Annotated in this window: 24 protein-coding genes; 3 read left to right on the forward strand and 21 right to left on the reverse strand. The window is 63.0% G+C overall.

Translation table 11 applies throughout. The features are described 5' to 3' along the window. The first annotated feature begins 27 nt into the window (after positions 1-27). A complete protein-coding gene (locus ACZYTC_RS06490) occupies positions 28-822 on the forward strand; it encodes an HpcH/HpaI aldolase family protein (RefSeq protein WP_434956861.1) in 795 nt (264 codons plus the stop codon). Between the two features lie 15 nt (positions 823-837). On the opposite strand, the gene ACZYTC_RS06495 is transcribed toward ACZYTC_RS06490, so the two are convergent. The 4 genes from ACZYTC_RS06495 to ACZYTC_RS06510 all read right to left on the reverse strand — a co-directional run bounded on the left by ACZYTC_RS06495 (position 838) and on the right by ACZYTC_RS06510 (position 4,965). Beyond that, positions 838-1,401 carry an RBBP9/YdeN family alpha/beta hydrolase gene (locus ACZYTC_RS06495; protein ID WP_434956860.1) on the reverse strand — a complete coding sequence of 188 codons (564 nt, stop codon included), beginning with the start codon at positions 1,399-1,401 and terminating at the stop codon, positions 838-840. Between the two features lie 294 nt (positions 1,402-1,695). Continuing rightward, entirely contained in the window at positions 1,696-3,006 is a 1,311-nt protein-coding gene (gene purB, locus ACZYTC_RS06500) for an adenylosuccinate lyase (protein WP_434956859.1), read from the reverse strand. 79 nt (positions 3,007-3,085) lie between these two features. After that, a complete protein-coding gene (gene rpe, locus ACZYTC_RS06505) occupies positions 3,086-3,757 on the reverse strand; it encodes a ribulose-phosphate 3-epimerase (protein WP_434956858.1) in 672 nt (223 codons plus the stop codon). 197 nt (positions 3,758-3,954) lie between these two features. After that, a complete protein-coding gene (locus ACZYTC_RS06510) occupies positions 3,955-4,965 on the reverse strand; it encodes a P1 family peptidase (protein WP_488989144.1) in 1,011 nt (336 codons plus the stop codon). A 334-nt stretch (positions 4,966-5,299) separates the two neighbouring features. Between ACZYTC_RS06510 and ACZYTC_RS06515 the strand changes: the two genes are divergently transcribed. Beyond that, positions 5,300-6,091: a cytochrome c biogenesis CcdA family protein gene (locus ACZYTC_RS06515; protein WP_488989145.1), complete on the forward strand. Its 792-nt coding sequence runs from the start codon at positions 5,300-5,302 to the stop codon at positions 6,089-6,091. A 154-nt stretch (positions 6,092-6,245) separates the two neighbouring features. Here ACZYTC_RS06515 and ACZYTC_RS06520 read toward each other — a convergent pair whose 3' ends face one another. The 16 genes from ACZYTC_RS06520 to ACZYTC_RS06595 form a co-directional block, all read right to left on the reverse strand. Beyond that, the gene (locus ACZYTC_RS06520) at positions 6,246-7,367 is read right to left on the reverse strand and encodes a branched-chain amino acid ABC transporter substrate-binding protein (RefSeq protein WP_454814247.1); all 1,122 of its coding nucleotides are present in this window, start codon (positions 7,365-7,367) and stop codon (positions 6,246-6,248) included. A gap of 258 nt (positions 7,368-7,625) precedes the next feature. Beyond that, complete coding sequence (locus ACZYTC_RS06525; RefSeq protein WP_441773476.1) at positions 7,626-8,744, reverse strand: branched-chain amino acid ABC transporter substrate-binding protein; 1,119 nt, start codon at positions 8,742-8,744, stop codon at positions 7,626-7,628. 123 nt (positions 8,745-8,867) lie between these two features. Continuing rightward, entirely contained in the window at positions 8,868-9,221 is a 354-nt protein-coding gene (locus ACZYTC_RS06530; RefSeq protein ID WP_488989146.1) for a DUF6867 family protein, read from the reverse strand. A 1-nt stretch (position 9,222) separates the two neighbouring features. Then, positions 9,223-9,945 (reverse strand): ABC transporter ATP-binding protein, encoded by a 723-nt coding sequence (locus tag ACZYTC_RS06535; RefSeq protein WP_434956852.1) that lies wholly within the window; start codon positions 9,943-9,945, stop codon positions 9,223-9,225. A gap of 2 nt (positions 9,946-9,947) precedes the next feature. After that, positions 9,948-10,871 carry an ABC transporter ATP-binding protein gene (locus ACZYTC_RS06540; protein ID WP_434959651.1) on the reverse strand — a complete coding sequence of 308 codons (924 nt, stop codon included), beginning with the start codon at positions 10,869-10,871 and terminating at the stop codon, positions 9,948-9,950. Positions 10,872-10,891: 20 nt separating this feature from the next. Further along, entirely contained in the window at positions 10,892-12,289 is a 1,398-nt protein-coding gene (livM, locus tag ACZYTC_RS06545; RefSeq protein WP_441773477.1) for a high-affinity branched-chain amino acid ABC transporter permease LivM, read from the reverse strand. A gap of 2 nt (positions 12,290-12,291) precedes the next feature. Next, a complete protein-coding gene (locus tag ACZYTC_RS06550; RefSeq protein WP_434956850.1) occupies positions 12,292-13,245 on the reverse strand; it encodes a branched-chain amino acid ABC transporter permease in 954 nt (317 codons plus the stop codon). 432 nt (positions 13,246-13,677) lie between these two features. Continuing rightward, the gene (locus ACZYTC_RS06555) at positions 13,678-15,294 is read right to left on the reverse strand and encodes an NTP transferase domain-containing protein (protein WP_488989147.1); all 1,617 of its coding nucleotides are present in this window, start codon (positions 15,292-15,294) and stop codon (positions 13,678-13,680) included. A 10-nt stretch (positions 15,295-15,304) separates the two neighbouring features. Further along, complete coding sequence (locus ACZYTC_RS06560; RefSeq protein WP_488989148.1) at positions 15,305-16,033, reverse strand: XdhC family protein; 729 nt, start codon at positions 16,031-16,033, stop codon at positions 15,305-15,307. Positions 16,034-16,071: 38 nt separating this feature from the next. Further along, the gene (locus ACZYTC_RS06565) at positions 16,072-16,413 is read right to left on the reverse strand and encodes an XdhC family protein (protein ID WP_434956847.1); all 342 of its coding nucleotides are present in this window, start codon (positions 16,411-16,413) and stop codon (positions 16,072-16,074) included. A 243-nt stretch (positions 16,414-16,656) separates the two neighbouring features. Continuing rightward, positions 16,657-17,859 carry a vWA domain-containing protein gene (locus ACZYTC_RS06570; RefSeq protein WP_488989149.1) on the reverse strand — a complete coding sequence of 401 codons (1,203 nt, stop codon included), beginning with the start codon at positions 17,857-17,859 and terminating at the stop codon, positions 16,657-16,659. Positions 17,860-18,095: 236 nt separating this feature from the next. Next, entirely contained in the window at positions 18,096-19,013 is a 918-nt protein-coding gene (locus ACZYTC_RS06575) for an AAA family ATPase (RefSeq protein ID WP_434956845.1), read from the reverse strand. A gap of 191 nt (positions 19,014-19,204) precedes the next feature. Beyond that, a complete protein-coding gene (locus tag ACZYTC_RS06580; protein ID WP_488989150.1) occupies positions 19,205-19,765 on the reverse strand; it encodes an O-acetyl-ADP-ribose deacetylase in 561 nt (186 codons plus the stop codon). A gap of 112 nt (positions 19,766-19,877) precedes the next feature. Then, a complete protein-coding gene (locus tag ACZYTC_RS06585; RefSeq protein WP_488989151.1) occupies positions 19,878-20,675 on the reverse strand; it encodes an FAD binding domain-containing protein in 798 nt (265 codons plus the stop codon). A 93-nt stretch (positions 20,676-20,768) separates the two neighbouring features. Then, the gene (locus ACZYTC_RS06590; RefSeq protein ID WP_488989152.1) at positions 20,769-23,138 is read right to left on the reverse strand and encodes a xanthine dehydrogenase family protein molybdopterin-binding subunit; all 2,370 of its coding nucleotides are present in this window, start codon (positions 23,136-23,138) and stop codon (positions 20,769-20,771) included. A gap of 152 nt (positions 23,139-23,290) precedes the next feature. After that, the gene (locus ACZYTC_RS06595) at positions 23,291-23,785 is read right to left on the reverse strand and encodes a (2Fe-2S)-binding protein (RefSeq protein ID WP_441773483.1); all 495 of its coding nucleotides are present in this window, start codon (positions 23,783-23,785) and stop codon (positions 23,291-23,293) included. A gap of 423 nt (positions 23,786-24,208) precedes the next feature. Here ACZYTC_RS06595 and ACZYTC_RS06600 point away from each other — a divergent pair, with 423 nt between their 5' ends. Then, a complete protein-coding gene (locus ACZYTC_RS06600) occupies positions 24,209-24,808 on the forward strand; it encodes an exopolysaccharide biosynthesis protein (RefSeq protein ID WP_441773484.1) in 600 nt (199 codons plus the stop codon). A gap of 240 nt (positions 24,809-25,048) precedes the next feature. On the opposite strand, the gene ACZYTC_RS06605 is transcribed toward ACZYTC_RS06600, so the two are convergent. Beyond that, on the reverse strand, positions 25,049-25,792 hold the full coding sequence (locus ACZYTC_RS06605; RefSeq protein WP_441773485.1) for an MOSC domain-containing protein: 744 nt from the start codon (positions 25,790-25,792) through the stop codon (positions 25,049-25,051). Between the last annotated feature and the right edge of the window lie 22 nt (positions 25,793-25,814).

Here is a 25,814-nt window from a genome sequence, read left to right on the forward strand (position 1 = left end):
CATCGCAGCAATGTGATCGGAAATGCGATGACTGCCCCCACGCTGCGCACGCGCCTGGCCAAAGGCGAAAAGATCTTTGCGGCCTGGATGGGGGCGGGCTATCCGCGTATGGCAGAGGCGCTCGGTCGCGCCGGGTTCGACGCCGTCATCATCGACCTGCAGCATGGCGAGGCTTCCTTCGGCGAAGCGCGTGATGCGATCAGCGCAGCACATCTGGCCAACACGCCGACGGGCGTGCGGGTCGGCCTGGACGGTTTCGGCGATGCCGCGCGGCTCTATGATGTTGGCGCCGAGCTCGCCATCCTGCCGATGATCAATTCGGTGGAGGATGCCCGCCGCTTGGTCGACACCTTGAAATACCCACCGGTTGGCGGTCGGAGCTGGGGCGGTACCCGCGCCATTTCCCTGTTCGGTGCGGAGACGGAAAGCTATCGCACCGCCGCCAACGATCAATTGATTGCGCTCGCGATGATCGAAACGCGGCAGGCGGCCGATGCGCTGGAGGAGATCCTCGACGTGCCGGGTCTCGATGGCGTCTTCGTCGGGCCAAGCGATCTGTCGATCAGCCTGAGCAAGGGCGCCAGGCTCGATCATCAACTCCCGGAATCGGTCGAAGTGATCAAACGGGTTCTCGCCGCGGCCAAAGCCCGCAACAAGCTGACGGCGATCTATTGCGGCAATGGCGAAGCGGCGGCCCGCAATGCCGAGCTTGGCTTCGACATCATGGGCATCGGTTCGGATTGGGCCTTCCTTACCGCCGGCGCCCAGGCCGCTTTGAAGGCTGCGCGCGGCCATGCGGGGCCAGCGGGCCCGAGTTATTGAGCTCTTTAGGGCGCGCTATTGGCTCTCGTGCATGAGTTTTGACAGGAACGAAGCCAGGCGCAACAGGCCTTCCGGCCAGGGACCGTGGCCGGATTCCACATTGATATGGCCGGCTTCGCCCGCATCGACGAATTCGCTGTCCCAGGCCTCGGCAAAGGAACTGGCGCGGTTGATCTCGCAATAGGGATCATTCCGGCTCGCCACCAGGAGCGACGGGAAGGGCAGGGCCGTCATCGGGATCGGATTGAAATTGAGATCATAGCCCGGCAGCAGATCCGGCTTGTCCCAATCTGACGGCGCCACCAGCATCGCACCGATGACATGCCCCTTCAGACGCTCGGCCGCGAACACGGTGGTGATCACGCCGATCGAATGGGCGATGACGATGGCTGGCCGGCTCGATCCCTGCACCGCCTCCACGAGCCTGTTCACCCAGGCTTCACGCTCGGGATGGTCCCAGTCGTCCTGCTCGACGCGGCGGGCGGTCGAGAGCTTCGCCTGCCAGCGCGACTGCCAGTGACCCGGGCCGGAATTGCCGAGGCCCGGTACGATCAGGATGTCGGTATCGGAAATGCGCACGTCGATGTTTCCCCGGCTCGATTGAGTGCATCGTCAGGCGATCGAGGCCGCCGCGACTCAAGACCATGAGCCTATTCCAAGCAGAGTTTCCCGACGAGGCCGGCGAACAGGTCTCGCCGAGAAACTCTGCAAATCTTTGATATCTTGCAGATTCGTTGATCGTGCCTGTGGCCCGATCAACGAATCTGCATTGGAGCGAGGCGGCGAACCGGAAGCCAGGATGCTCCCGCGGCGCCGCTCGTCCACAACTATCAAGCGAACGCTCGATTTCGGCGCAGGTTCCCGCGCCTTGGCTCAGGTTTCTGAGCCGAGGACGCGATCGAAGATCGTGTCGACATGCTTGAAATGGTAGCCCTCGTCGAACATCGCTTCGAGAGCTGCATCCGAAAGCAGGGCGGAGACCTCAGGATCGGCCTTGAGGAAAGCGAGGAAATCGCCTTCGCCACGCCAGACCTTCATGGCGTTGCGCTGAACCAGGCGGTAGGAATCCTCGCGGCTGGCGCCGGCCTGGGTGAGGGCCAACAGCACGCGCTGCGAGTTGTGCAGGCCGCCGAGGCGGTCGAGATTGCGGCGCATGTTTTCCGGGTAGATCATCAGCTTGTCGATCACACCGGCAAGGCGAGCCAGGGCGAAATCCAGCGTGACTGTGGCGTCGGGACCGATCATGCGTTCGACAGAGGAGTGCGAGATGTCGCGCTCATGCCAGAGCGCCACGTTCTCCAGAGCCGGCGTCACGGCCGAGCGCACGATGCGGGCGAGGCCGGTGAGGTTTTCGGTCAGCACGGGATTGCGCTTGTGGGGCATGGCCGACGAGCCCTTCTGCCCGGCGGAGAAGAACTCCTCGGCTTCCAGCACTTCGGTACGCTGGAGATGGCGGATTTCGGTGGCGAGGCGTTCGATCGAGGAGGCGACGACACCGAGAGTCGCAAAGAACATCGCGTGGCGATCGCGCGGGATCACCTGCGTAGAGACCGGCTCGACGGCAAGGCCCATCTTCTCCGCCACATAGGCCTCTACAGCCGGATCGATATTGGCGAAGGTGCCGACGGCGCCCGATATCGCGCAGGTGGCGATTTCCTTGCGCGCGGCGACGAGGCGCTCGCGGTTGCGTGCAAACTCGGCATAGGCCTGGGCGAGCTTGAGGCCGAAGGTGACCGGCTCGGCATGGATGCCATGGCTGCGGCCGATGGTGGGCGTGTATTTATGTTCCAAGGCACGCTTGCGAAGGGCCGCGAGCACCTCGTCGACATCGGCGATCAACAGGTCGGCGGCCCGCGAAAGCTGCACGGCAAAGCAGGTGTCGAGCACGTCCGAAGAGGTCATGCCCTGATGCAGGAAGCGTGCTTCCGGGCCGACGATCTCTCCGAGATGGGTGAGGAAGGCGATGACGTCGTGCTTCACTTCCCGTTCGATCTCGTCGATGCGGGCCACGTCGAAGGTTGCGTCCCTGGCTTTCTCCCAGACCTTGGCAGCCGCTTCCCTGGGCACGACGCCGAGCTCGGCCAGCTTGTCGGTGGCGTGGGCCTCGATCTCGAACCAGATGCGGAAACGGGACTGCTCCGCCCAGATGGAGACCATTTGCGGGCGGCTATAGCGTGGGATCATGGCAGGGTCCTTTTGCGCCCTTTTAGGCGCGGCACCGGGAAAGTGAAACGCAAATCGAAAACGGGAGAGCCGCGATATCTCAGCGGGCGGCGGTCGCAGCCTCGCGAATGGCGGCGATGTTGGCGGCATAGGCGGATGGACCGCCCTTGAATACATAGGAACCGGCGACGAGCGCATTGGCGCCGGCCCGCACCACCAGCGGTGCGGTTTCTGGCGTGATGCCGCCATCGACCTCGATATCGATGTCGCGCTTGCCCACCCGGGCCCGGATGGCTGATATCTTCGACAAGGTCTCGGGAATGAAGGCCTGGCCGCCGAAGCCGGGATTGACCGTCATCACCAGGATGAGGTCAGCGAGGTCGAGCACATAGTCGACCACCTCGGGCGAGGTGCCCGGATTGATTGCCACGCCCGCGCGCTTGCCGAGCTTCCTGATATGCTGCAACGAGCGATGCAGATGCGGGCCGGCCTCGGCGTGGATGGTAATGGTGTCGCAGCCGGCCTTGGCGAAATCCTCCACATAGGGATCGGCCGGCGAGATCATCAGATGGGCATCGAGCTTGGTGCGCACATGCGGGCGCAAGGCAGCAGCGACGCCGGCGCCGATGGTGAGGTTCGGCACGAAATGCCCGTCCATCACATCGTAATGCACCCAGTCGGCGCCGGCCTCCTCGATCGCCCGGACTTCCGCGCCGAGTGCGGCGAAATCGGCCGAGAGAATGGAGGGGGCAATGATGATCGGGCGAGACATGGCATATCCTGGGCTGGAAAGTTCGCGGTGAACGGGCAGTACCTGCCAGAGCCGGCCGCCTATTGCAATCGTTGAGGCGGTGCTTGGGAGCGCGGGCGTCCTCGCCCGTTTTTGGAAATACAGCCCAGGATCAGAGCCGTAATTCCGTTGTTCGCTCGCAATGACACAGGAACGTCACCTGCAAATCAGAATTCCGACTATACGGTGGACGAGGACCTCTGCACTCCCTGGAAGCGATCCCGCCAACTGGGGAGAGTGCCGGGGAAGGGCAGGGCGCTTGCTTCGTAGATGGCGCGGGCACAGGCCCGTGCCAGGGCATGCGCCGCCGCGGTGCCGAGGGCGATCAGATCGCCGATCGGCTCAGTGAGCACTAGGCGCCCCGTGGCGGCGGCAAACACGGTATCGCCGTCGAGCGGGGTATGGATCGGGTGAATAGCCCGGGCGAGACCATCCTGCGCCATCACTGCGAAATGCTTGGTCTGTGCCTTGGTGAGCACGGCATCGGTCGCCACCACCGCAATCGTGGTGTTGCCGGCCTGCATGGCCTTGTGGCGCAACGCCAGCGCATCATCAGGCCATGGAGCTGGCAGGCCGAAGCCGCCGAACTCCCCCGCCTGCTCATAAGGCGCTGCCCAGAAATGAGCGCCGTCGCCGATGCTCGCGCTGCCGAGGGCATTGACGGCCACCAGCGCCCCGACGGTATGAAGCCCGCATCGTACCGAGGCCGAACCGAGCCCGCCTTTCAGACCGGCCGTGGTGGCGCCCAGCCCGGCGCCGGCCGATCCCAGCGCGAACGTATCGGCCGCTGCCCCGGCCGCGGCGAAACCGAGTTCGCGATAGGGCGGATAGCGTCCCCATCGCTTGTCGCCGCCATTGAGGAGGTCGAACAGGATGGCACCGGGAACGATCGGAACCCTGACGGCGCCGACCTGGAAGCCGCGGCCGTGCTCGGCCAGCCAGGCCCCGATGCCGGCGCCGGCTTCCAGGCCGAAAGCCGAACCGCCCGACAAGGCGATCGCATCAATGCGCTCGACCGTCCGCTCCAGGGCGAGCAGGTCGGTTTCCCGCGTGCCCGGTGCGCCGCCGCGCACGTCGACGGCGGCCACGGCCGGCTCCTCGAACACCACCGCCGTCGTGCCGGAGGCGATCCTGGCGTCTTCGGCATTGCCGACCAGCACGCCGGCGACATCGGTAATGAGATTGCGCATGAATCGTTCTCCGATCGTCGGCAGCTTGGCACCGCCGGCGGAGCGAGACAATCGGCCTCATGCCGAGGCAGCCCTGCGACATCATACCAAGTCTCGAATATGCTGACGCATATGAGACTTGAACACTCCGCAATTTCCGACACCAAATCAAAGATTTGGCGAAAATCGCGGGACGGAACCAGGAGTCATTTTCAATGCCTCCTGGTATCACTTCCGATCACGAGACAGGGAGTTCGACGAAACGGGCTTGGGCAAAAGGCGTGGGCGCGCTAGAGCAAGGGTTTCGCCGCCCAAAGGCGGTGCAGACGCGTAAATGCCTGTTCTGGATGGGTCCATGGCCGATATTACCTTGCCTGCCGTGTTCGTGGCCGGCCTGTTCTCCTTCCTCTCGCCCTGCGTGCTGCCGCTGGTGCCGCCCTATCTGACCTTCCTAGCCGGCTCCACGCTGGACGAGATGACGGGACAGACCATCGACAAGAGTATCCGCCGCCGTGCGGTGATCTCGGCCCTGTGCTTCGTGGCCGGCCTTGCCACCATCTTCATCTCTCTCGGTGCCGGCGCCTCCTATCTCCTCGTCCTGCGCAGGGCGATGGCCAGTGGCCTCAGCGCCCTGGCCGAGAAGGGGATTCTCCCCGCCTCATGGGCCAACTCGATCGATCCCTTCTATCTGCTGGCAGGTATCGTCATCATCGCCATGGGCCTGCATTTTCTCGGGATCCTGCGCATTTCCCTGCTCTATCGCCAGGCGCGCCTGCAGGCCGGCACAGGCTCCGGCCCGTGGGGCGCCTTCGTGATGGGGCTGGCCTTCGCCTTTGGCTGGACGCCTTGCATCGGGCCGGTTCTGGGCACGGTGATCGCCGTGGCGGGCAAGGATGGCAGCGTCAGCCAGGGGGTGACCTTGCTCGCCATCTACACGCTCGGCCTGGGACTGCCTTTCGTGGTGGCCGCCTTTGCCATGAACCCCTTCATGCGTTTCCTGCGCTCCTTCCGGACTCATCTCGGCACGGTGGAGAAGGCGATGGGCGGGCTGCTGGTGGTCGCAGGCGTTGCCTTCCTGACCGGCGGCATGGCCGATTTCGCGATCTGGCTGCAGAACACCTTTCCGATCCTGAGTAAGCTCGGCTGATACCGGTCAGCGCGTCAAACTTCACGCGGGATTGGTTTTAGAGGGGAAGGCCCGTTCAGGGCTTTTCGAAAGAGCGCCAATTCCGCCAGATAAAAACCCGCCCCGGTGGAACCGGAGCGGGTCATGTTCATTCATCGCGATGGAGACAGAGGCCTCAGGAGGGGTTCTGCTCGGCGGCGATCTTGCCGTCCGCGGCCTTCTTCCAGCTGTAGATGGCATAGGCCGGCTGGGCCAGGTCGCCCTTCTTGTCGTAGGAGATCTCGCCGATCACGGTCTGGAACTTCTTGCCCGAATGCATGACCTCGGCGATCTTCTGCGGATCGGCGGACTTGGCTTCTTCGGCCGCCTGGGCCAGCACCTGCACGCCGGCATAGGCCAGCAGGGTGAAGCCGGCCGGATCGGTGCCGCCCTCGCGGAAGCGCTTCGCCAGATCGGCATTGGCCGGGTAGTCTTCGATCTTGGGCGCGAAGGTCATCAGCGTGCCGACCACGGCATCACCACCGATGGTGGCAAATTCTGGCGAGTTGAGGCCGTCGGCGCCCATCATGATGGTCTTGCCGCCCTGGTCGCGCAACTGCTTGAGGATCAGCGCACCCTCGGTGTAGTAGCCGCCCCACAGCAGCACGTCGGCGCCGCTGGACTTCAGCTTGGTGACGAGACCGGAATAGTCCTTCTCACCAGCGTTCACGCCCTCGTAAAGCACTTCCTTCACGCCGGCATCGTTGAGGTATTTCTTCGCACCCTTGGCAAGACCTTCGCCATAGGTCTGCTTGTCATGCGCGATGGCGATCTTCTTGTCCTTGAAATGAGCCAGGACATAGTCCGCCCACACCTTGGACTGCTGGTCGTCGCGGCCGCAGGTCCGGAAGGTGTTCCACAAACCGCGATCGGTCAGCTTCTCGCTGGAGGCCGACGGCGTGACGTTGATGATGTTGTTGTCGGCATAGACATCCGAAGCAGCGATGGCGCCGCCGGAGGTCACATGGCCGATGACCCAGGTTATCCCGTCGCCTACGAATTTGTTGGCGACCGAGACGCTCTGCTTGGGATCGGCCTGGTCGTCGCCGACGCTGACGTCGATCTTCTGGCCGAGCACGCCGCCCTTGGCGTTGATGTCCTTCACCGCCATCTCGGCGCCTGCCTTGGTCTGCAGGCCGTAGGAGGCGGCAGGGCCGGTCATCGGGCCGCCGACGCCGAGCTTGATCTGCGCCTGCGCGCTACCGCCCAAGGCGAGGCCCGCCGCGAGTACAGCGCCGGCCAATGAAAGTTTGTTCATGGGGGTTCTTCCCTGTTGTACTGGGCGCAGACCGTTCTTTTCTGGATCGGTTCGGCTGCACCCGATGACGCCATTGTCTAAATTTCCAACGGCTTGTCACGGAAATTCAGGCGAATTCGCAAAGGGGAGGGCGGGTTAGTCCTCTCTCCCTGCGTCATGTCCTACGTCACGGCCCAATCCGAGCCGTGAAGAGGGGGCCTTCAAAGAAATCGCCCCAGCGAACCGGGGCGATTGAGGTATCGTGGAAAAGAAGGCAGATTACTTGTTCTGGAAGAAGTCGATCTTGCCGTCTGGGCCCTTCTTCCAGGAGAAGATGACGTAGTCGATCTGCTTCATGTCGCCCTTGTCGTCATAGGAGACATCGCCGATCACCGTCTTGAAGGCCTTGCCGGAGTGCATGACCTCGGCGATCTTCTGCGGATCGGCGGACTTGGCTTGTTCCGCGGCCTGGGCCAGGACTTGGACCGCCGCATAGGCCTTCAGCGTATAGCCTTCCGGGGTGAAGCCGCTGTCCTTGAACTGCTTGACGATGGCGGCGTTGGACGGATCATCCTCGGCCTTGGGCGCGAAGGACATCTGGGTGCCGATCACGGCATCGCCGCCAATGGTGGCGAATTCCGAGGAGACCAGGCCGTCGCCGGAGACCATCACGGTCTGCATGCCCTGGTCGCGCAACTGCTTGAGGATCAGGGCCGCTTCGGTGTAGAGGCCGCCATAGATCAGCACGTCGGCGCCAACCGCCTTGAGCTTGGTGACGATGGCCGAATAGTCCTTTTCGCCGGTGTTCACACCTTCGAACAGGACTTCCTTCATGCCGTCGGCCGCCATCAGCTTCTTGGCGTTTTCGCCCAAGCCCTGGCCATAAGTGGTCTTGTCATGGACGATGGCGACCTTCTTGCCGGGATAGGTGGCCTTGACATAGTCCACCCAGACCTTGGCCTGCTGGTCGTCGCGGCCGCAGGTGCGGAACATGCCCCAGAGCTTGCGGTCGGTTACCTTTTCGTTGGTGGCGGCAGGGGTGATGGCGACGATACCGTTGTCGCCATAGACCTCCGAAGCGGGGATGGTCACGCCGGAGTTGTAGTGTCCTACCACCCAGGTCACGCCGTCGCCGACGAACTTGTTGGCAACCGAAACGCCCTGCTTGGGATCGGACTGGTCGTCGCCGACCGTCGATTCCAGCTTCTGTCCGAGCACGCCGCCAGCCGCATTGAGGTTCTTGATGGCGAGTTCCGCGCCCTGCTTGATCTGGGCTCCGGAGGCAGCACTCGGACCGGTGATCGGTGCACCGATGCCGATCTTGATCTGCGCGAAGGCGGACGTGCTGAGCAGCAGGCCTGCCGCCAGCGCTGCGCCTGTCAACCAGACTTTTTTCATGTCGTTCTCCCAGTGGCTTGGTGGAGCTTGCGGCTCCGGTCTGCGGATAGTCAGGACGTGAACGAGGCCGTCAGCCAAAGTTGCGCGTACAGCTCATCCGATTTCGTTGTTGCTTGTATTCGATCATTCCCCGCTCGAGCGTGCGCCCCAGCCAAGTGCTCCCGATCGCTGGAACATCCAGCCATATTTGCCGACCATCTGCTTGGCGAGCCGGACGCGATAAGACAGGAGGCCGATGAGCTGGATGATGACGAGATCGACCACGAAGTAATAGGGGGAAAACATGTTGCCCCCGAACGGCGCCTGGTGGAGGAAGCGCACGGCCATGGTCAGCAGCACCAGATAGAAGAACAAGATCGGGTAGCGGCTCCAGGTCGAGGCGCTGGCCTTGCCGGTCATCCAGGCGGCCCAGCCACCCATCAGCAAGGTGACGAGCACGAAGACGAACAGCTTGTCCTCATAGAGATAGGTTTCCATCTCAATGACCCCCTTCCAGATAGGCTGCGCGCACTTCGGGCCGGGCGAGCAGTTCCTTGCCGGTGCCGGACATGGTGATCGCGCCGTTGACCATGACATAGCCTCGATGCGCTAGCCGCAGCGCATGGAAAGCATTCTGCTCGACGAGGAAAACGGTCAATTTCTCAGTCTCGTTGAGCACCCGCACCGCGTCGAAGATCTGCTTGACGATGAGAGGCGCGAGGCCGAGCGAGGGCTCGTCCAGCATCAAGAGCCGAGGCCGGCTCATCAGGGCGCGGGCGATCGCCAGCATCTGCTGTTCGCCACCTGAAAGTGTACCGCCACGCTGGCTGGCACGCTCTTTCAGACGGGGGAAGAGCGTATACATGCGCTCGAGGTCCTCGGCGAAATGGGCATTGCCGTCGATCTCGGCACCCATCTGCAAGTTCTCGTAGACCGTCATGCGCTGGAAGATGCGCCGTCCCTCGGGGGACTGGGCGATGCGCAGCCGGGCGATTTCATGCATCGGCATATCGGTGATGTCTTGCCCGTCGAAGGAGATCGAACCGACACGGCATTTGGGCGAGCCGAAAACCGTCATCATCAAGGTGGACTTGCCGGCGCCATTGGCGCCGATGATGGTGACGATCTCACCCGGGTTGATGTCGACGTCGACACCTTTGAGAGCGTGCACCTGTCCGTAATAGGTGTGGACGCCACGCACGGTCAGCAGGGGCGAGGACATGTTCAACTCTCCGTTTCCTCGTCGGTGCCGAGATAGGCGGCGATCACGGCAGGATCGTTGCGGACCTGCTCGGGCGTGCCGTCAGAGATCTTGGTGCCGTAATTGAGCACCACCACATGGTCCGAAATCTCCATGACCACGGACATGTCGTGCTCGATCAGGAGAAGAGAGGTCTCGTGATCGTTACGGATCGTGCGCAGCAGCTTGTTGAGGTCGAGGCTTTCCCTCGGATTAAGGCCGGCTGCCGGTTCGTCCAGGCAAAGCAGGACCGGCTCGGTGCACATGGCGCGGGCGATCTCCAGGCGGCGCTGGTCGCCATAGGGCAAGCTGCCAGCCGGATCGTCAGCACGCGCCATCAGGCCGGTCTTGTCGAGCCAGTATTTCGCCTTCTCGACCGCGGCCTTCTCGGCATGGCTGTAGGTGGGCAGGCCGAGAATGCCGAAGACGGAGAAGCCCGACGCGCGCATCAGGTGAACATGCTGGGCGACCAACAGATTCTCCAGAACCGTCATGCCTGCGAAGAGGCGGATGTTCTGGAAGGTTCTGGCAACCTTTGCCTGGCGGGAGACCATGAAGTCTGGCATGCGCTCAAGCAGATAGAGCGTATCCTGGCCATGGCTGAGCTTTTGCAGGGTGGTGGCGGTCAGGGCGTCGAATTCGTCCCAGGCCGCCGCCGAACCGTGACGCAGGCCGATCCGGCCTTCCGTTGGTTTGTAAAAGCCGGTGATGCAGTTGAACACCGTGGTCTTGCCGGCACCGTTGGGGCCGATCAAAGCGGTGATGTCGCCCCGGCCGCAATTGAACGAGACGGCGTTGACGGCGGTAAGGCCTCCGAACCGCATGGTCAGCTTCTCGACCTTGAGGATCGGATCGCCATGCCAGTGCTGTTCAGGATGGGCGTGCGAGGCGAGGGCAGGGTCGATCATGTCGTTGTTCCCGGGCGCGCTCATCCGTGACCTTCCTGTACAAGGGCGCCGGAGACGATCTTGCGTTCCTTCAGATAGACGGTCGGAGCGCGATTGGAGATGAGACCACGCGGCTTCCACAGCATCATCGAGACCATGGCGAGGCCGAAGATCATAGGGCGATACTGGCTCGGGTCGAAATCGGGTCCGAAGATCCATTTCATGAAGGTGAGTTCACGCAGGATCTCCGAGCCGCCGACGAGCAGGATGGCGGCCACGACCACGCCGAGGAGGCTGCCCGAGCCGCCGAGCACCACGATGGCGAGCACCATCACCGATTCCTGGAACACGAAGCTCTCGGGATTGATGAAGCCCTGCTTGGCTGCAAAGAAGGCACCGGCGAGGCCGCCGAAGAAGGCACCGCTGGCGAAAGCCGCGAGCTTGGTGGTGGTGGTGTTGATGCCGAGCGAGCGGCAGGCGATCTCGTTTTCGCGCAACGCTTCCCAGGCGCGGCCAACCGGCAGCCGGCGCATACGGCTGGTGATATAGGCCGTCATCACCGCGAGAATGAGAATGACATAGTAGAAGAAGATCTTGCCGTAGATCGGCGAGAAGGCGAGGTCGAAGGTCTTGGCAAAACCGTTCGGCCCGGCGGTGAAGGGGATGCCGAAAAAGGTGGGCGGCTTGATCGAGGTGATGCCGTCATTGCCGTGGGTGAAGGATTTCCAGTTCACCAGCACGCTGCGGATGATTTCACCGAAGGCGAGCGTGACGAGGGCGAGATAGTCGCCGCGCAGGCGCAGCACGGGAAAGCCGAGGATGATGCCCCAGAGTGCGGCGAGGAAGCCCGCGATCGGCAGGCACTCCCAGAAGGTCATGCCGTAATAGACGGACAAAAGCGCGTAGGAATACGCGCCGACGGCATAGAAGGCGACATAGCCCAGGTCCAGCAGGCCGGCCATGCCGACCACGATGTTCAGCCCCCAACCCAGCATGATGTAGATCATGATCTGGATGCCGTAGCTGTCGATCCACTTCAGAGACCCCTTGTCGCCGAGACCCCACAGCATGACCAGCGGGAAGACGACGGCAAGCCCGGCGCCGAACCACATCACCCAGGGCGACATGCCGATCCGTGTCATGGTCGCCGCGAATTTGGAGGGCGCCTTGTGTTCCGGGCGCTGCGGGCGCAGCAGGACGAACAGGCGGATCAGGACGATGAGGCCGACGAGGACGGCGGTGGTGATCAAGCCGCCGAAGCGCTTGCCGAAGCCAAAATCGGGATTGAGGAGGTTGAAGCGAAAACTGTTGGTCGCCTGGTCGGAATAGGTCGTCAGCCCCACCACAGGCAGGAACATGCAGGTGGAGATCACAGCCCAGAAGATGAGATCCTTGAACAGCTCGGCCGATGAAATACGCGTGGTGCCGGTTGCGGCCATGATCACACCTTCTCCACTTCGGGGCGTCCCAGCAGGCCTTGCGGCATGAAGATCAGCGTGATGGCGAGCACGGAGAACACCGCGACGTCGCGATAGGCCGCAACGTCGCCCTCGAAGGAACCTTCCCAGAGTTTCTCGATCAGGCCGATCAGCATGCCGCCCAGCACGGCGCCGGGCAGGGAGCCAATGCCACCGAGCACCGCGGCGGTGAAGGCCTTCACACCAGGCACGAAGCCGTCACGAAAGTTCACGGAGCCATAGAGCACCAGGAACATCAGGCCGGCAACGGCGGCCAGGGCCGCACCCATGATGAAGGTGATGGAAATGGTGCGATCGACATCGACGCCCAGCAGGGCGGCCATCTTGCGGTCTTGCTCACAGGCGCGCTGGGCGCGGCCGAGCGAGGTCCTGGACACGATGTACCAGAAGATCGCCAGCAACACGGCGGTGGTGACGAAGATCAGGATGGCCTTGAGAGAGAGCGAGGCGTCCATGGCGCGCCCGTCCGCCGAGACCTCCGACCAGATCTGGTACTTGGCGCTGAGGGCGGCGTCTACCGCGTGGGGGATCGCCTTGGACTCGGCGCCCTGGCTGACCTGTACGAAGTTCGACAGTGCCATGGAGACGCCGATGGCGGAGATCAGGGGAGCAAGGCGGAAGGAGCCGCGCAGAGGACGGTAGGCGATGCGCTCGATGGCCCAGTTCCAGACACTGGTGAGGACCATGCCGATTGCCATCACCACCAGCAAGGCCACGATGACCGATGAAAGGCCGAGCAAGGTGACCAGGATCACGAAACAGATGAAGGCGATGATCGCTGAGAGCATGAACAGATCGCCATGAGCGAAGTTCACCATGCCGATGATGCCGAACACCATCGTGTAACCTACGGCGATGAGACCATATAGCGATCCTACCGCCAGCCCGTTGATGAGCTGCTGTAAAAACTCTGCCATCGTCTACAAACTTTCCCCTCTGTCGACGCCGTCCTTGCTTCTCCTGGTCTCCCTTTGGCGGGATTTTTGCCTAAGAGACAGGCAGTCATTCGACGATTTCCTGTCATAGCAAGCGCTTTGCAAACTGACAATCACCGTGGTGGTCTCGAAGGCGAAGTTTCTGGAAATCACGAAATATTTATGCAGCCCGGCGAATTTTATAGCGTCGGCTGGCGCCGGAAGCGTCAATTTTGACCTAGTAACGCCGAAAAAACGATTTAGCGGCTGAATGGCTCCAGTCGTACAAACGTGTAATGGCTGTTAGATTTCGTCTAGATCCACACAAAAATTTCGATAGCCATACTATCCTTCATCAAGGGAAAGAATGTTGCTGAATAATTGCGCACATACTGTGTAGACGAAAGCGTCGGCGCCGGGCTTAGCAACAAAATGTCAGGTTGGGATTTGTCGCAACCGCGCTAGCGCCTCCTGGGTGTCCACATCGAAGCTCGCGGCGATCGAAGAGACGGGAATCTCGACCACCGCATCGCTGTTCGCCTTGAGAATCTGTCGGCCGCCGGCATCGCCCTCGATGGCTTGCAGCTCATCGAAGAATCGCCGCGCCCAGATCACCGGGTTGCCGCGCTGCCCCTGCGTGACGGGGAGCACGATGAGGGCACCCTTGTCGGGTTCGAAGGCCGATATCAGCCGGTCGAGCAGGGCGCCATCCACCAGCGGCATGTCGCCCAGCGCGATCAGGGCCGCGTCGCATTCGACAGGAAGGGTCGCAATGCCGGCGCGCACCGAGGTGGAGAGGCCGTCTGCGAAGGCCGGATTATGCACGAAGGTAACAGCCAGCCCCGCAAGGGCAGCACGAACCTCCGCCTGCTGATGGCCTGTGACCACCGTGACCGAACTGGCCCGGCTGGCAAGCGCCGCTTCCACCGCGTGACGGACGAGCGGCTTGCCGGCATAGTCCTCCAGCAGCTTGTTCGGCCCGCCCATGCGCGTGGAGCGGCCAGCGGCAAGGACGATGGCCGCGACGGTCGGAGGGCTCGCGGCCGGCTTTTCGGCGGCGGCGCGCGGCTGCGGACGGCTGACGATCTCCATCAGCAGGCCCCCGACGCCGAGGCCGACGATGTCGGCGCGCGTGACCGGCAGGCCGGCCAGCAGTCGATGCAGGATCCAGTCGAAGCCGTTTTCCTTGGGCGAGCGGGCGCAGCCGGGTGCGCCCAGCACAGACATCGTGCCGGAACGCCCCAGCAGCAGGAGATTGCCCGGATCGACCGGCATGCCGAAATGTTCGACGGCGCCACCCGATATCTCGATGGCCGCGGGAATGACGTCGCGCCGGTCGGCAATGGCCGAGGCACCGAAGATGATGGTGAGATCGGCCTGCGCCGCCTTGGCGCGCTCGAGCGCCTGCGCCAGGGCAGGGGCCTGGTGCGGCACCCTTTCGTCGAGGACGAGCCTGGCCGCGGCCGGCGCCAGGCGCTCTTTCAGGACCTGGAGGGTGCGGGCGATCACGCCTTCCTTCAGGCCGGGAAGCAGAGTGGAGACGGCGGCGACCTTGAGCGGGCGGAAGGGAGCGATCTGGATGATCGGGGCACCCAGGCTGGCGAGCGCGCGCTCGAATGTCGGAGCCTCGACCGCAAAGGGGATGATCTTGACCGTCGCAATCATCTCGCCGGCCTTGACCGTATCGAAAGCGGGGAGAGTTGCGAAGGTGATGCTCTCGTCGATGGCGTTCACCCTGTCGACGCCGTCGCGATCGATTACCAGCACGCCGGCCTGTTCGGCAAACAGATTGGCCCGGCCGGTGAAAGGCTCGGCTACTCGCACGCCATGGCCTCTCAGTTTTGCGGCGATGCGCTCGGCGGCAATGTCCTCGCCGACATCGCCGGGATCGAGCCTGGCGATGACGATGGACTCGACCCCTTCGCGGCGCAGCGCTTCGATTTCGGTCGGCCGGATATGCGTGCCTTTCTTGAGGACCAGCCCGCCCTTGCGGATCGAATGGACAGCAACGCCGCCTAGAGCCTGATCGATAGAAATTTCACCGAAAAACATGAAAAAACAATCACTTGTAACAGGGTTTTGACAGGGCGGGTGGCCTGGGTTGCCTCTCGCCGCTTTCCAATCGAAGTGCGCTCGTGATCTCGGCCATGATCGAGACGGCGATCTCGGCCGGGCTGATGGCACCGATGTCGAGGCCGATAGGCGCATGGATACGTGCCAGCGCCGCCTCGCCAACCCCGGCCTCGCACAACCTTTCGATGCGGCGCGCATGCGTCCTGCGCGAACCAAGCGCTCCCACATAGAAGCAATCGCGTTCGAGCGCATGTATCAGCGCTCCGTCATCGATTTTCGGGTCGTGGGTCAGGGCGACGAAGGCGGTGTAACGGTCTATGCCGAGGGGAGGCAAGGCGATATCGGGCCATTCGGCGAACAGTTTGACACCGGGAAAGCGCTCGGGCGTGGCAAAAGCGGTGCGCGGGTCGACAATGATCGGATCCTGGCCGACGAGTCGGGCCAGGGGCGCCAGGGCCTGGCTGATATGGACGGCGCCGATCATCACCAGACGTACCGGCGGCACGTGGACAGTGATGAAATGGCGCCTGCCGTCCTGCTCGATCGTGGCGGAGCGACCCTGCCGCAATTGCTGCGAAAGCACGGAGGCGAGCGGATCGGCCGGGATCGCGCTTTCCTCGACCAGACGTTCCTCACCTGTGTCGAGATCGGTGACGAGAAGAACGGCCTTGCGGGCGGCTTTGGCCTGGTTGAGGGCCTGGAGGGTGGCAAGTTTCATGGCAGAGCCTGCGGGAATGTTGCGAAAGAAGGGGGCCTTCAGTCCAGTTTCTCGACATAGACCCGAATGGTGCCGCCGCAGGACAGGCCGACCCGCCAGGCGGTCTCGTCGGCGACGCCGAATTCGAGCAGGCGCGGCTTGCCTTGCTGGATGACGTCGAGTGCTTCGGTGACCACCGCACCTTCGACACAGCCGCCGGAGACGGAACCGAGAAAATTGCCGTCCTCGTCGATCACGAGGTTCGAGCCCGTCGGCCGTGGCGCCGAGCCCCAGGTCTCCACCACGGTGGCGATGGCGACGCCCTTGCCCTGTTCCCGCCAGTGCTGGGCGCTGGCGAGGATGTCGGTGTCGGAGGCGAAATTGCTGGCAGTATCACTCATCGAAATTGCTCCTTGAAACAGGGCTTTCAGCCGCAATGCAGTTCACTTGAGCGTCTTGGAGTTTGCACAACCTTTGTCATTGCCGGGCTAGGGCCCGGCAATCCAGGCTTGACCCCGCAATCCAGGCTTGGCCTCTGTTGCGCGGGTGGCTTGTGGATCTACACCGGACAACCGGTCCGGTTGGGGGCAAGCCCGGCTATGACAATTCGGAAGGTTTCCTCCTTAAGTGAACTGTATTGCCCGTCAACCAACGCGTTTTAACCAACTCTTGGGATCGGCTGAGGCATCGGCCTTGCGGTCGAGGGCTTTCACCAGATCGCCCATGCTCCTCAGATTGTGAATGGTCCTGAATTCGTCAACATGCGGCAGCATGGCCTTGATGCCGGCGGCCCGTGCTTCGAAGGCATCGAAGCGCAGTAGCGGATTGAGCCAGATCAGGCGACGGCAGGAGCGATGCAGGCGATCGAGCTCCTTGGCGAGGCCGGGATCGACCTGGCGCTCCAGCCCGTCCGTGATCAATAACACCGTGGCGCCCTGGCCGAGCACGCGGCGCGACCAGTCCTTGTTGAAACGTTCCAGGCAATGGGCGATGCGGGTGCCGCCATCCCAGTCCCTGACGGCACGGGAGGCATGTTCGAGTGCTTCGTCCGGGTCACGCGTGCGCAGGGACCGGGTGATGTTGGTCAGCCGCGTGGCGAAGACGAAGGCATGCACGCGCCGGCCCTTTTCAGAGATCGCATGCAGGAAATGCAGGAACAGGCGGGAATAATCCGCCATCGAGCCGGATATGTCGCAAAGCGCCACGAGGGGCGGGTGTTTCTCGCCGGCTTGCCGATAGGCGATGGTGACGAGATCGCCGCCGCTGCGCATGGCAGCCCTCAATGTCCTTCGCAGGTCGATGACCTCACTGCCCCCGGGCCTGAGGCGGCGCGTCGGCTGGATGTCGAAGGGCAGCCGCAGTTGCGCCATCTCCTTCTTGGCCGCGACGATTTCCTCCGCGGTCATCTGGGCGAAGTCCCGTTGCTTGAGAATCTCGCGCTCCGACATGGTCAGACGCGCGTCGAACTCGACGAGCTGCTTTTCCTCCACCTCGCGAGGCGGTTCCTTGTAGAAGGCGTCGTTGACGCGCTGGGCACCGGCCTTGGGTTTGGGCGGTTCCTTCATCGCCACCGCCTGGGGAGACATCATGGCGATGAGTTTTTCGGTGAGGGCACGCTGGCGCCAAAACAACTCGAAGGCCTGGCGGAACAGCAGGGACTGCTCATGCCGCGTCACGAAAACGCTGTGCAGCGTCCAGTAGAAATCCTGCCTGGCGCCGAGGCCTGCCGTCTCCACCGCCCGGATGGCATCGAGCACGCTGGCGGGGCCGACCGGCAGGCCGGCGTCGCGCAGCAAGCGGCCGAAATAGGCGATGTTGTCGGCAAGGCGGCTGGGCGTGATTGGCATGGGGTCAGCCATCATCCACTCCCGCCATGGATGAACGGGACGACTTTCTACCCTCTCCTGGAGGGGGAGGGTCGGACCGGAGGTTCGGGGTGGGGTGACCACCTCGCAAGAATTCCGTCTCGCCAATCCAAGTCCGGCAAGAGCGCACCTTTTCACCCCACCCCGACGCTTCGCGTCGCCCCTCCCTCTCCAGGAGAGGGTAAAGAACGCGCGTCTCGGCCAGGAAGCTGCAACCTTCAGGCATGGGTCTGCGCCCCGGCCTTGACGCTGTCGATCAGCCTTTTGGCCTGGCTGCCGGAGAGGCGGGCAATGTCGTCCTGATATTTCAGGAGCACGCCGAGCGTGTCGGAGACGAGGGCGGGATCGAGCGCCACCGCGTCGAGCTCGGTCAGGGCGGTGGCCCAATCCAGCATCTCGGCGACGCCCGGGGACTTGAACAGGTCCTCCCGGCGCAGTGCCTGTACGAAGCCGATCAGTTCGCGCGACAGCTTGGCCGGTACATGGGGTACCTTGCGGCGCAGGATCTCGAGCTCGTTCTCGGCGCTGGGGTAGTCGACCCAGTGATAGAGGCAGCGCCGCTTGAGAGCGTCATGGATCTCGCGGGTGCGGTTGGAGGTGATCACCACGATGGGCGGGGATTCCGCCTTGACCGTGCCGAATTCGGGGATGGTGACCTGGAAATCCGAGAGGACCTCCAGGAGATAGGCTTCGAAGGCTTCGTCGGTGCGGTCGAGTTCGTCGATCAGCAGGATCGGCGCACCACCGGCCTGAGGGCGCACAGCCTCCAGGATGGGCCGGGCGATCAGGAAGCGTTCGGAGAAGAGATCGGAGCCCAGGCTTGCGCGGTCCACGCTGCCGCCGGCCTCGGCCAGGCGGATCTCGATCATCTGCGCCATGGTGTTCCATTCATACACCGCCGAGGCGATGTCGAGGCCTTCATAGCATTGCAGGCGTATCAAGGGGCGTCCCAGCGTCGCGGACAGCACCTTGGCGATCTCGGTCTTGCCGACGCCGGCTTCCCCTTCCAGGAAGAGCGGTCGGCCCATGCGCAGGGCAAGGAACAAAACGGTGGCAAGGTCTCGTCCGGCCACGTAATCGGCCTCGGCGAGCAGGGCGGCTGTTGCGTCGATGGAAGCGGGAAGGGGGGTAGGCAAGGCAAACTCCTGAAATCTGCCGGCATTAGAGTGTTTTCCAGAAAAGTTGAAAGACTTTTCGATTAAGAAAACACGTAAAAACAAAGAATTAGAGCAAAGTACGATTCAGAGATATCGCACTTTGCTCTAGAGGACGAGTCCCGTCAGGTCGAAGCGAAACCGTGGGATATCGGTTCTTGAGCCCTCCGGCATCAGAAGGGGGCGAGGCCCGCATCCGCGAAGGCCTGGCGGTAATGGATGGCCGTGCCCGCGTCAAAGCAGCAGAACACGATCAGCGAAGGGGGCGCCGTGAGCAACGGCAGGGTATCGGTCACGGTCGCGATGGCGATGCCGGCCGCCTCGTCGGCGGGATAGCGGTAGATCCCGGTGGAGATGGCCGGAAAGGCGATGGAGGCAATGGCGTTGGCAGCAGCGACTTCCAGGCTGCGCCGATAGCAGGAGGCGAGCCTCGCCGCCTCCCCCTGGCCGCCGCCGTTGAAGACCGGGCCGACGGTATGGATGACGTGGCGGGCCGGCAGCCGGTATCCGCCGGTGATCTTGGCATCGCCGACCTTGCAGCCGTTCAGCATGCGGCACTCGGCCACCAGTTCCGGTCCGGCGGCACGATGGATGGCGCCGTCCACACCCCCTCCGCCGAGCAGGGAGGTGTTGGCGGCATTGACGATGGCGTCCACCGCGAGCGTGGTGATGTTGGCGATCACCACTTCAAGGCGGGTTTTCGCAAGATCCGTGAAGAATTCTGGTTCGGGCATGATCCTGGGACCGCAGGCGTCTCGCCTGCATCTTCCTTTCCGCGAGCGTCCCGTTGCCAAGAGCAGGCGAGACACCTGCGATCCCAGAGGACGCTCGCGTTCTCGGCTTACCTCACTTCGCCGCGGCCACGGCTCTCTTGGTCAGAACGCCGATCAGATGGGCGCGATAGTCGGCGCTGGCGTGAATGTCGCCATTGAGCCCCTTCGACGACAGGCTCACCCCATCGAGCGACTTGGCGTGGAAGCGCGACGACAGGGCTTCTTCCGCCTTGGTGTGGCGGAACACGCCGTCGGCGCCGGCTCCAGTGACGGCGACCCGTACCGAACTTCCCTTCTTGGCCACGAACACGCCGACCAGGGCGTAGCGCGAAGCGGGATTGGGGAACTTCTGGTAGGCAGCCTTGGCCGGAATGGGGAAGGAGATCTTGGTGACGATCTCGCCTTCCTCCAGCGCGGTGTCGAACAGGCCGGTGAAATATTCGTCGGCCGGAATCTTGCGCTTGTTGGTGATGATGGTGGCGTTGAGAGCCAGGGCGGCGGCCGGATAGTCGGCGGCGGGATCGTTGTTGGCAATCGAGCCGCCGATGGTGCCGCGCGAACGCACCGCCGGATCGCCGATCATGCCGGCAAGAGCGGCGAGCGCCGGGATGGCTTCGCCGACAGTGGCGCTGTCAGCCACCTCGCCATGGGTGGTGGTGGCCCCGATGATGAGGTTTCGGCCCTTCACCTCGATGCCGCTGAGGCCCTCGATCTTGGTGAGGTCGATCAGGGTGGTGGGGCTGGCGAGGCGCTGCTTCATGGTGGGCAGCAAGGTGTGCCCGCCAGCGAGCAGTTTGGCGTCCTCGGCCTTGGCGAGGGCGGCGACGGCTCCCCGGACGGAAGTCGGGCGCTGATAGGTGAACGGATACATGGGAGGCTCCCGGTTAGACTGGGGGGCGGGTCTTAAGACCCGCCTTGCTTGATCGGTTCGTGGTTCCAGGCGGGTCCAAAGACCCGCCTCCGTTTATTCCGCGGCTTTCTTGCCCTTGGCGGCGCGCTGGACGGCGTTCCACACGACCTGGGGGGAGGCCGGCATGGCAATGTCTTCGAGACCGATGGCGTCAGTGATGGCATTCATCACCGCTGGTGGTGCCGCGATCGCACCAGCCTCGCCGCAGCCCTTGATGCCCAGCGGGTTGGAGGGGCAGACTGTCTTGGTCATGCCGACATTGAAGGAGGGCAGGTCGTCGGCGCGCGGCATGCAATAATCCATGAAGGAAGCGGTCAGGAGCTGGCCGTCCTTGTCATAAACAGCACCTTCGAGCAGAGCCTGGCCGACGCCCTGGGCGATGCCGCCATGCACCTGGCCTTCGACGATCATCGGGTTGATCAGTTCGCCGAAATCGTCCACCGCCGTCCATTTGTCGATGGTGGTGACGCCGGTATCGGGATCGATCTCGACTTCGCAGATATGCACGCCCGCCGGGAAGGTGAAGTTGGTGGGATCGTAGAAGGCGCCTTCCTTCAGGCCGGGCTCGAGGTCCTGGCCGGAGAATTTATGGGCGATATAGGCCTGCAGCGCCACCTCGCCGAAGGCGAGACCCTTGTCGGTGCCGGCCACCGAGAAGCGCCCATCCTTGAACTCGATGTCGCCCTCCGACGCTTCCAGCACATAGGAGGCGACCTTCTTGCCCTTGGCGATGACCTTGTCGACCGCCTTGACGATGGCCGACATGCCGACCGCGCCGGAGCGCGAGCCGTAGGTACCCATGCCGAACTGCACCTTGTCGGTATCGCCATGCACGACGGCGACGGAGTCGATGGAAATGCCGAGCCGGTCGGAGACCAACTGGGCAAAGGTCGTCTCGTGGCCCTGGCCGTGGCTGTGCGACCCTGTCAGCACCTCGACGGTGCCGATCGGATTGACGCGGATCTCCGCCGATTCCCACAGGCCGACGCCGGCGCCGAGCGAGCCGACGGCGGCCGAGGGCGCGATGCCGCAAGCCTCGATATAGGCCGAATAGCCCAGGCCCCTCAGCTTGCCGGCCCGCTCGGAGGCACGGCGGCGGGCGCCGAAACCCTTGACGTCGTGCAGCTCCATCGCCTTGTCGAGCGAGGCATTATAATCGCCGGCGTCATAGGTCATGATCACCGGAGTCTGGTGCGGGAAGGACTTCACGAAGTTCTTCTTGCGGAACTTGGCGGGATCGAGGCCGAGTTCGCGCGCCGCCACCTCGACCAGACGCTCGACCACGAAGGTCGCCTCCGGCCGCCCGGCGCCGCGATAGGCGTCGACGGGGGCGGTGTTGGTGTAGACGCCGTCGACCTCGGCATAAACAGCCGGAATATCGTACTGCCCCGACAACAGCGGCGCATAGAGATAGGTCGGCACACTGGAGGAGAAGGTCGACAGATAGGCGCCGAGATTGGCGATGGTGTGGACGCGCAGGCCGGTGATCTTGTTGTTCGCGTCGACGGCGAGTTCGGCGTGGGTGACGTGGTCGCGGCCATGGGCGTCGGCCAGGAAGGCCTCGGTGCGGTCTCCGGTCCATTTCACCGGCCGGCCGATGCGCTTGGCGGCCCACACGCACACCGTCTCCTCGGCATAGATGAAGATCTTGGAGCCGAAGCCGCCGCCGACGTCGGGGGCGATCACGCGCAGCTTGTGTTCGGGCGCAATGCCGATGAAGGCCGAGAGCACCAGGCGGGCGACATGCGGGTTCTGCGAGGTGGTGTAGAGCGTATAGGCCTCGGTGCCGGAATCGTAATCACCGAGCGCGGCACGCGGCTCGATGGCATTGGGCACCAGCCGGTTGTTGACGATGTCGAGCTTGGTGATGTGCTTGGCGGCCTTGAAGGCCGCGTCGGAGGCCGCCTTGTCGCCGAGGTGCCACTGGAACACCGTGTTGTTCTCGGCTTCGGCGTGGACCTGGGGCGCGCCTTTGGCCTGGGTCTTGGCGGTATCGGCGCTGGAAGGGAGTGCCTCATAGGTGACGTTGATGGCTTCGGCGCCGTCCTTGGCCTGGGCCAGGGTCTCGGCCAATACGACGGCGACGTGATCGCCGACATAGCGCACCTTGCCCTGCGCCAGGGCCGGATGGGCGCCGGCCTTCATCGGCGAGCCGTCCTTGGAGTGGATCATCCAGCCGCAGATCAGGCCGCCGATCTTGTCCTGCGCCAGATCCTCGCCGGTGAGGATCTCGATGATACCCGGCAGCTTGCGGGCCGCGCCGATGTCGATCGACTTGATCGCCGCATGGGCATGCGGCGAGCGCAGGAAATAGGCATGGGCCTGCCCCGGGCGATTGATGTCGCCGGTATAGTTGCCCTTGCCGGTAATGAAGCGGAAATCTTCCTTGCGGCGCACCGGTGCGCCCACGCCTGTGGCGTTCATAACATTCTCTCCCCATCAGGATTGGAATAATCCCCGGCAAACAAAGGCTTCGCCGAGAGAGTCGATGAAAAGCTCGAGGTTGGAGCGTCAGCCGATGGTGCCTATAGGCCGCCAAACTTGTTCGAGGTGACGCATCCCAGGAGAGAATAGGGTTATTCGGCCGCCTGTAGCGTTTCGCCTTCGGTCATCGCCTTGGCACCTGCCGCCACCGCCTTGACGATGTTGTGATAGCCCGTGCAGCGGCAGATATTGCCTTCGAGCTCATGGCGGATGGTGGTCTCGTCGAGATCGCCGCCGAGCCGGTCGACCATGGCAACCGAGGTCATGATCATGCCGGGCGTGCAGAAGCCGCATTGCAGGCCGTGATTGTCTCTGAAAGCTTCCTGCATCGGGTGGAGCTGGCCATTATTGGCGAGACCCTCGATGGTGGTCACTGAGCCGCCGCTGGCCTGAACGGCGAGGGTGGTGCAGGATTTGACGGCCTTGCCGTCGATATGCACCACGCAGGCACCACACTGGCTGGTATCGCAGCCGACATGGGTGCCGGTAAGCCTCAGATGCTCGCGCAGAAAATCGACAAGCAATGTACGTGGATCAATATCAGCCGTAATTTCCCGTCCATTGACGAGAAGCGAAACGGAAGCCATGGGGTCCTCCAACCGGTTCGCGATCTGTTGTCCTCTCTATGTTCGCCGTCATTCATTTGGCGGCCTGAACGGAAGACTCTCATATAGCAGATCGGAATAATTCCAGTCTGGACCCCCTCTTTTCGGTGGTCAAGTGACAAGCTTGAAAAGTTGAGGGCCGTTTTCACGGGGTTTTTCGCGATTTTTTCGATTTTTCGAACAAAGCAGGCGAACGGGCCCCTGCGACAAGAAAGCACGAGTGCGAAGTCCTTGCGATGCAGCATGGTACGCTGTGCTGCGAAGGGAACTGTGCGGCAAAAGCACAACACCCATCCGCAAATGACGTGTGCGACGCCCAGTTTGGAATTGGACACCACAATCATCTCGAAATTGTCGCAGAGTCCCACTATAAGCCCGGCAAGGATCTCACGAGTCAGCCTTATTTTGGAACCGCGTAACCCCAGAACATCCGAACTCCTTGCGGCTATCGCTTCGGCGGAAGGAGAGGACCGTATCTATTTCGGTGACCTGACGGCCGCCATGCGCAACCGCGCCTTCGGTATTCTGTTCCTATTGTTCGGCATACCGATCTGCCTGCCCATTCCCGGCCTTGCCACCGTTTGCGGTTTCATCATTACTTTGATCGCCGCACAGATGATCCTCGGCCGCGACAATCTATGGTTGCCGCAATTCCTGGCCCGCCGCAGTTTCGCCCGAAAGGATCTGCAGCGGCTCGTCACCAGGGCGGAGCCGTGGATCCAGTGGGTCGAGCGGTTCGCCACGCCTCGCCTGGCGCCTTTCGCCGATGCACGCTCGCGTCGTATCATCGGCATAGTCGGGTTTGTCCTGGGCCTGGCACTGCTTCCGGCCATTCCGGTCATCGGTGCTATCCCGCTCGGTATCCCGATCTGCATCCTCGGTCTCGGCTTGGTGGAGCGCGACGGCGCGGTGATCCTCGCCGGCTATGTCGCCACCAGCGTGGGCCTGCTGATCACGGCCGGCCTCGGCTATCTGATGTTCCAGGGCGCTCTGGCGGTCTTCTGATACCAGGAGCCATTGAAAGTGACTCTCGGTTTCTTCAGGCGATTTTCGCCAAATTTTTGATTTGGTGTTGAAAATCGTCAGGTGTTCAAGCCGCGGTAACTGCTCACCTCCTACCGTTGAGGGGCTGGACGACCTTAAGCAATTACCAGCCGAGAATGCGTCGGCATTTTCGAGGCTTTTGGTATGAGACTGGCGGTTCGGACAAGTCCTGTTTGAGGGCGGCGCAAACCCCGTAAGCAATTACGCTTCGATGAAGCGGATGCTGTCGCCCTGGCTGATCGGCCCGGGCTGCTCCACGGTGCCGTAAATGCCGATCTGGTTGGCGAACTGACGCGCGACCGTCTTCATGATGGCAGGCGTTCGCTGGGCCGTCTGAGGGTCGAGGGTGATCATCACGCAGCGGTCGATCGGCCGGTCGGTGCGCAGCCGGACCTCCTGATTGCCGATGGCGACCCGCTTGCCGAGCCAGTCGCGCTCCCAGGTCTTGGTATCCGTGGGTTCGACAAGGAGGTTGATGCGGAAACGCTGCAGATCGATGTCGTCGCCATGGGCCTGCGCCAGGCGCCCTGCCGTGGTCGTGCTGACCAGCGAGAGGACGGCGCTGTCGAAATGGCCCCGCCCGAGTTGCATCAGATGCACGGGCTCGCCGGCGGCCTCGCTCAACTCCCGGCACAAAGCAGGATCGTCGATGTCGTATTCGCCGCCTTTGGGCGAGGCCACGGTTAGCGCCGAGGCCTTGGGATCTTCCGGCTTGAGGTAGCGGGCGCGATAGCGCAGCAGATCCGGCAGATCCCGGCCAGTGAGGTAGGGGAAGCGGCCGCGGTCATTGGTTTTCACGAAGGCATATTGCCTGTCGCCCGCCAGGCCGTTCCAGCGCAGCTCCACCGTGTCGAGGGCATCGCTGCCCATGGATTTGACCGGAAAACGCTGGATCCGGCGGATGATGCCGATCGAACCGTCCTTGCTCATGTCTGCTCGGCTCATGTCTGCTCGCCGCCGGAGGTTG

The organism is Labrys sp. F242, from assembly GCF_057813875.1.

Bases quoted from the DNA above. Each gene is read 5' to 3' on its own strand.
- ACZYTC_RS06585 (WP_488989151.1), bottom strand. From the start codon at position 20,675: ATGTATCCGTTCACCTATCAGCGCCCGACTTCCGTCCGGGGAGCCGTC.
- ACZYTC_RS06520 (WP_454814247.1), bottom strand. From the start codon at position 7,367: ATGAACAAACTTTCATTGGCCGGCGCTGTACTCGCGGCGGGCCTCGCC.
- ACZYTC_RS06490 (WP_434956861.1), top strand. From the start codon at position 28: ATGACTGCCCCCACGCTGCGCACGCGCCTGGCCAAAGGCGAAAAGATC.
- ACZYTC_RS06605 (WP_441773485.1), bottom strand. From the start codon at position 25,792: ATGAGCCGAGCAGACATGAGCAAGGACGGTTCGATCGGCATCATCCGC.
- ACZYTC_RS06590 (WP_488989152.1), bottom strand. From the start codon at position 23,138: ATGAACGCCACAGGCGTGGGCGCACCGGTGCGCCGCAAGGAAGATTTC.
- ACZYTC_RS06510 (WP_488989144.1), bottom strand. From the start codon at position 4,965: ATGCGCAATCTCATTACCGATGTCGCCGGCGTGCTGGTCGGCAATGCC.
- ACZYTC_RS06580 (WP_488989150.1), bottom strand. From the start codon at position 19,765: ATGCCCGAACCAGAATTCTTCACGGATCTTGCGAAAACCCGCCTTGAA.
- livM (WP_441773477.1), bottom strand. From the start codon at position 12,289: ATGGCCGCAACCGGCACCACGCGTATTTCATCGGCCGAGCTGTTCAAG.
- ACZYTC_RS06530 (WP_488989146.1), bottom strand. From the start codon at position 9,221: ATGGAAACCTATCTCTATGAGGACAAGCTGTTCGTCTTCGTGCTCGTC.
- ACZYTC_RS06535 (WP_434956852.1), bottom strand. From the start codon at position 9,945: ATGTCCTCGCCCCTGCTGACCGTGCGTGGCGTCCACACCTATTACGGA.
- ACZYTC_RS06540 (WP_434959651.1), bottom strand. From the start codon at position 10,871: ATGATCGACCCTGCCCTCGCCTCGCACGCCCATCCTGAACAGCACTGG.
- ACZYTC_RS06595 (WP_441773483.1), bottom strand. From the start codon at position 23,785: ATGGCTTCCGTTTCGCTTCTCGTCAATGGACGGGAAATTACGGCTGAT.
- ACZYTC_RS06555 (WP_488989147.1), bottom strand. From the start codon at position 15,294: ATGTTTTTCGGTGAAATTTCTATCGATCAGGCTCTAGGCGGCGTTGCT.
- ACZYTC_RS06565 (WP_434956847.1), bottom strand. From the start codon at position 16,413: ATGAGTGATACTGCCAGCAATTTCGCCTCCGACACCGACATCCTCGCC.
- ACZYTC_RS06560 (WP_488989148.1), bottom strand. From the start codon at position 16,033: ATGAAACTTGCCACCCTCCAGGCCCTCAACCAGGCCAAAGCCGCCCGC.
- ACZYTC_RS06515 (WP_488989145.1), top strand. From the start codon at position 5,300: ATGGCCGATATTACCTTGCCTGCCGTGTTCGTGGCCGGCCTGTTCTCC.
- ACZYTC_RS06550 (WP_434956850.1), bottom strand. From the start codon at position 13,245: ATGGCAGAGTTTTTACAGCAGCTCATCAACGGGCTGGCGGTAGGATCG.
- rpe (WP_434956858.1), bottom strand. From the start codon at position 3,757: ATGTCTCGCCCGATCATCATTGCCCCCTCCATTCTCTCGGCCGATTTC.
- purB (WP_434956859.1), bottom strand. From the start codon at position 3,006: ATGATCCCACGCTATAGCCGCCCGCAAATGGTCTCCATCTGGGCGGAG.
- ACZYTC_RS06570 (WP_488989149.1), bottom strand. From the start codon at position 17,859: ATGCCAATCACGCCCAGCCGCCTTGCCGACAACATCGCCTATTTCGGC.
- ACZYTC_RS06525 (WP_441773476.1), bottom strand. From the start codon at position 8,744: ATGAAAAAAGTCTGGTTGACAGGCGCAGCGCTGGCGGCAGGCCTGCTG.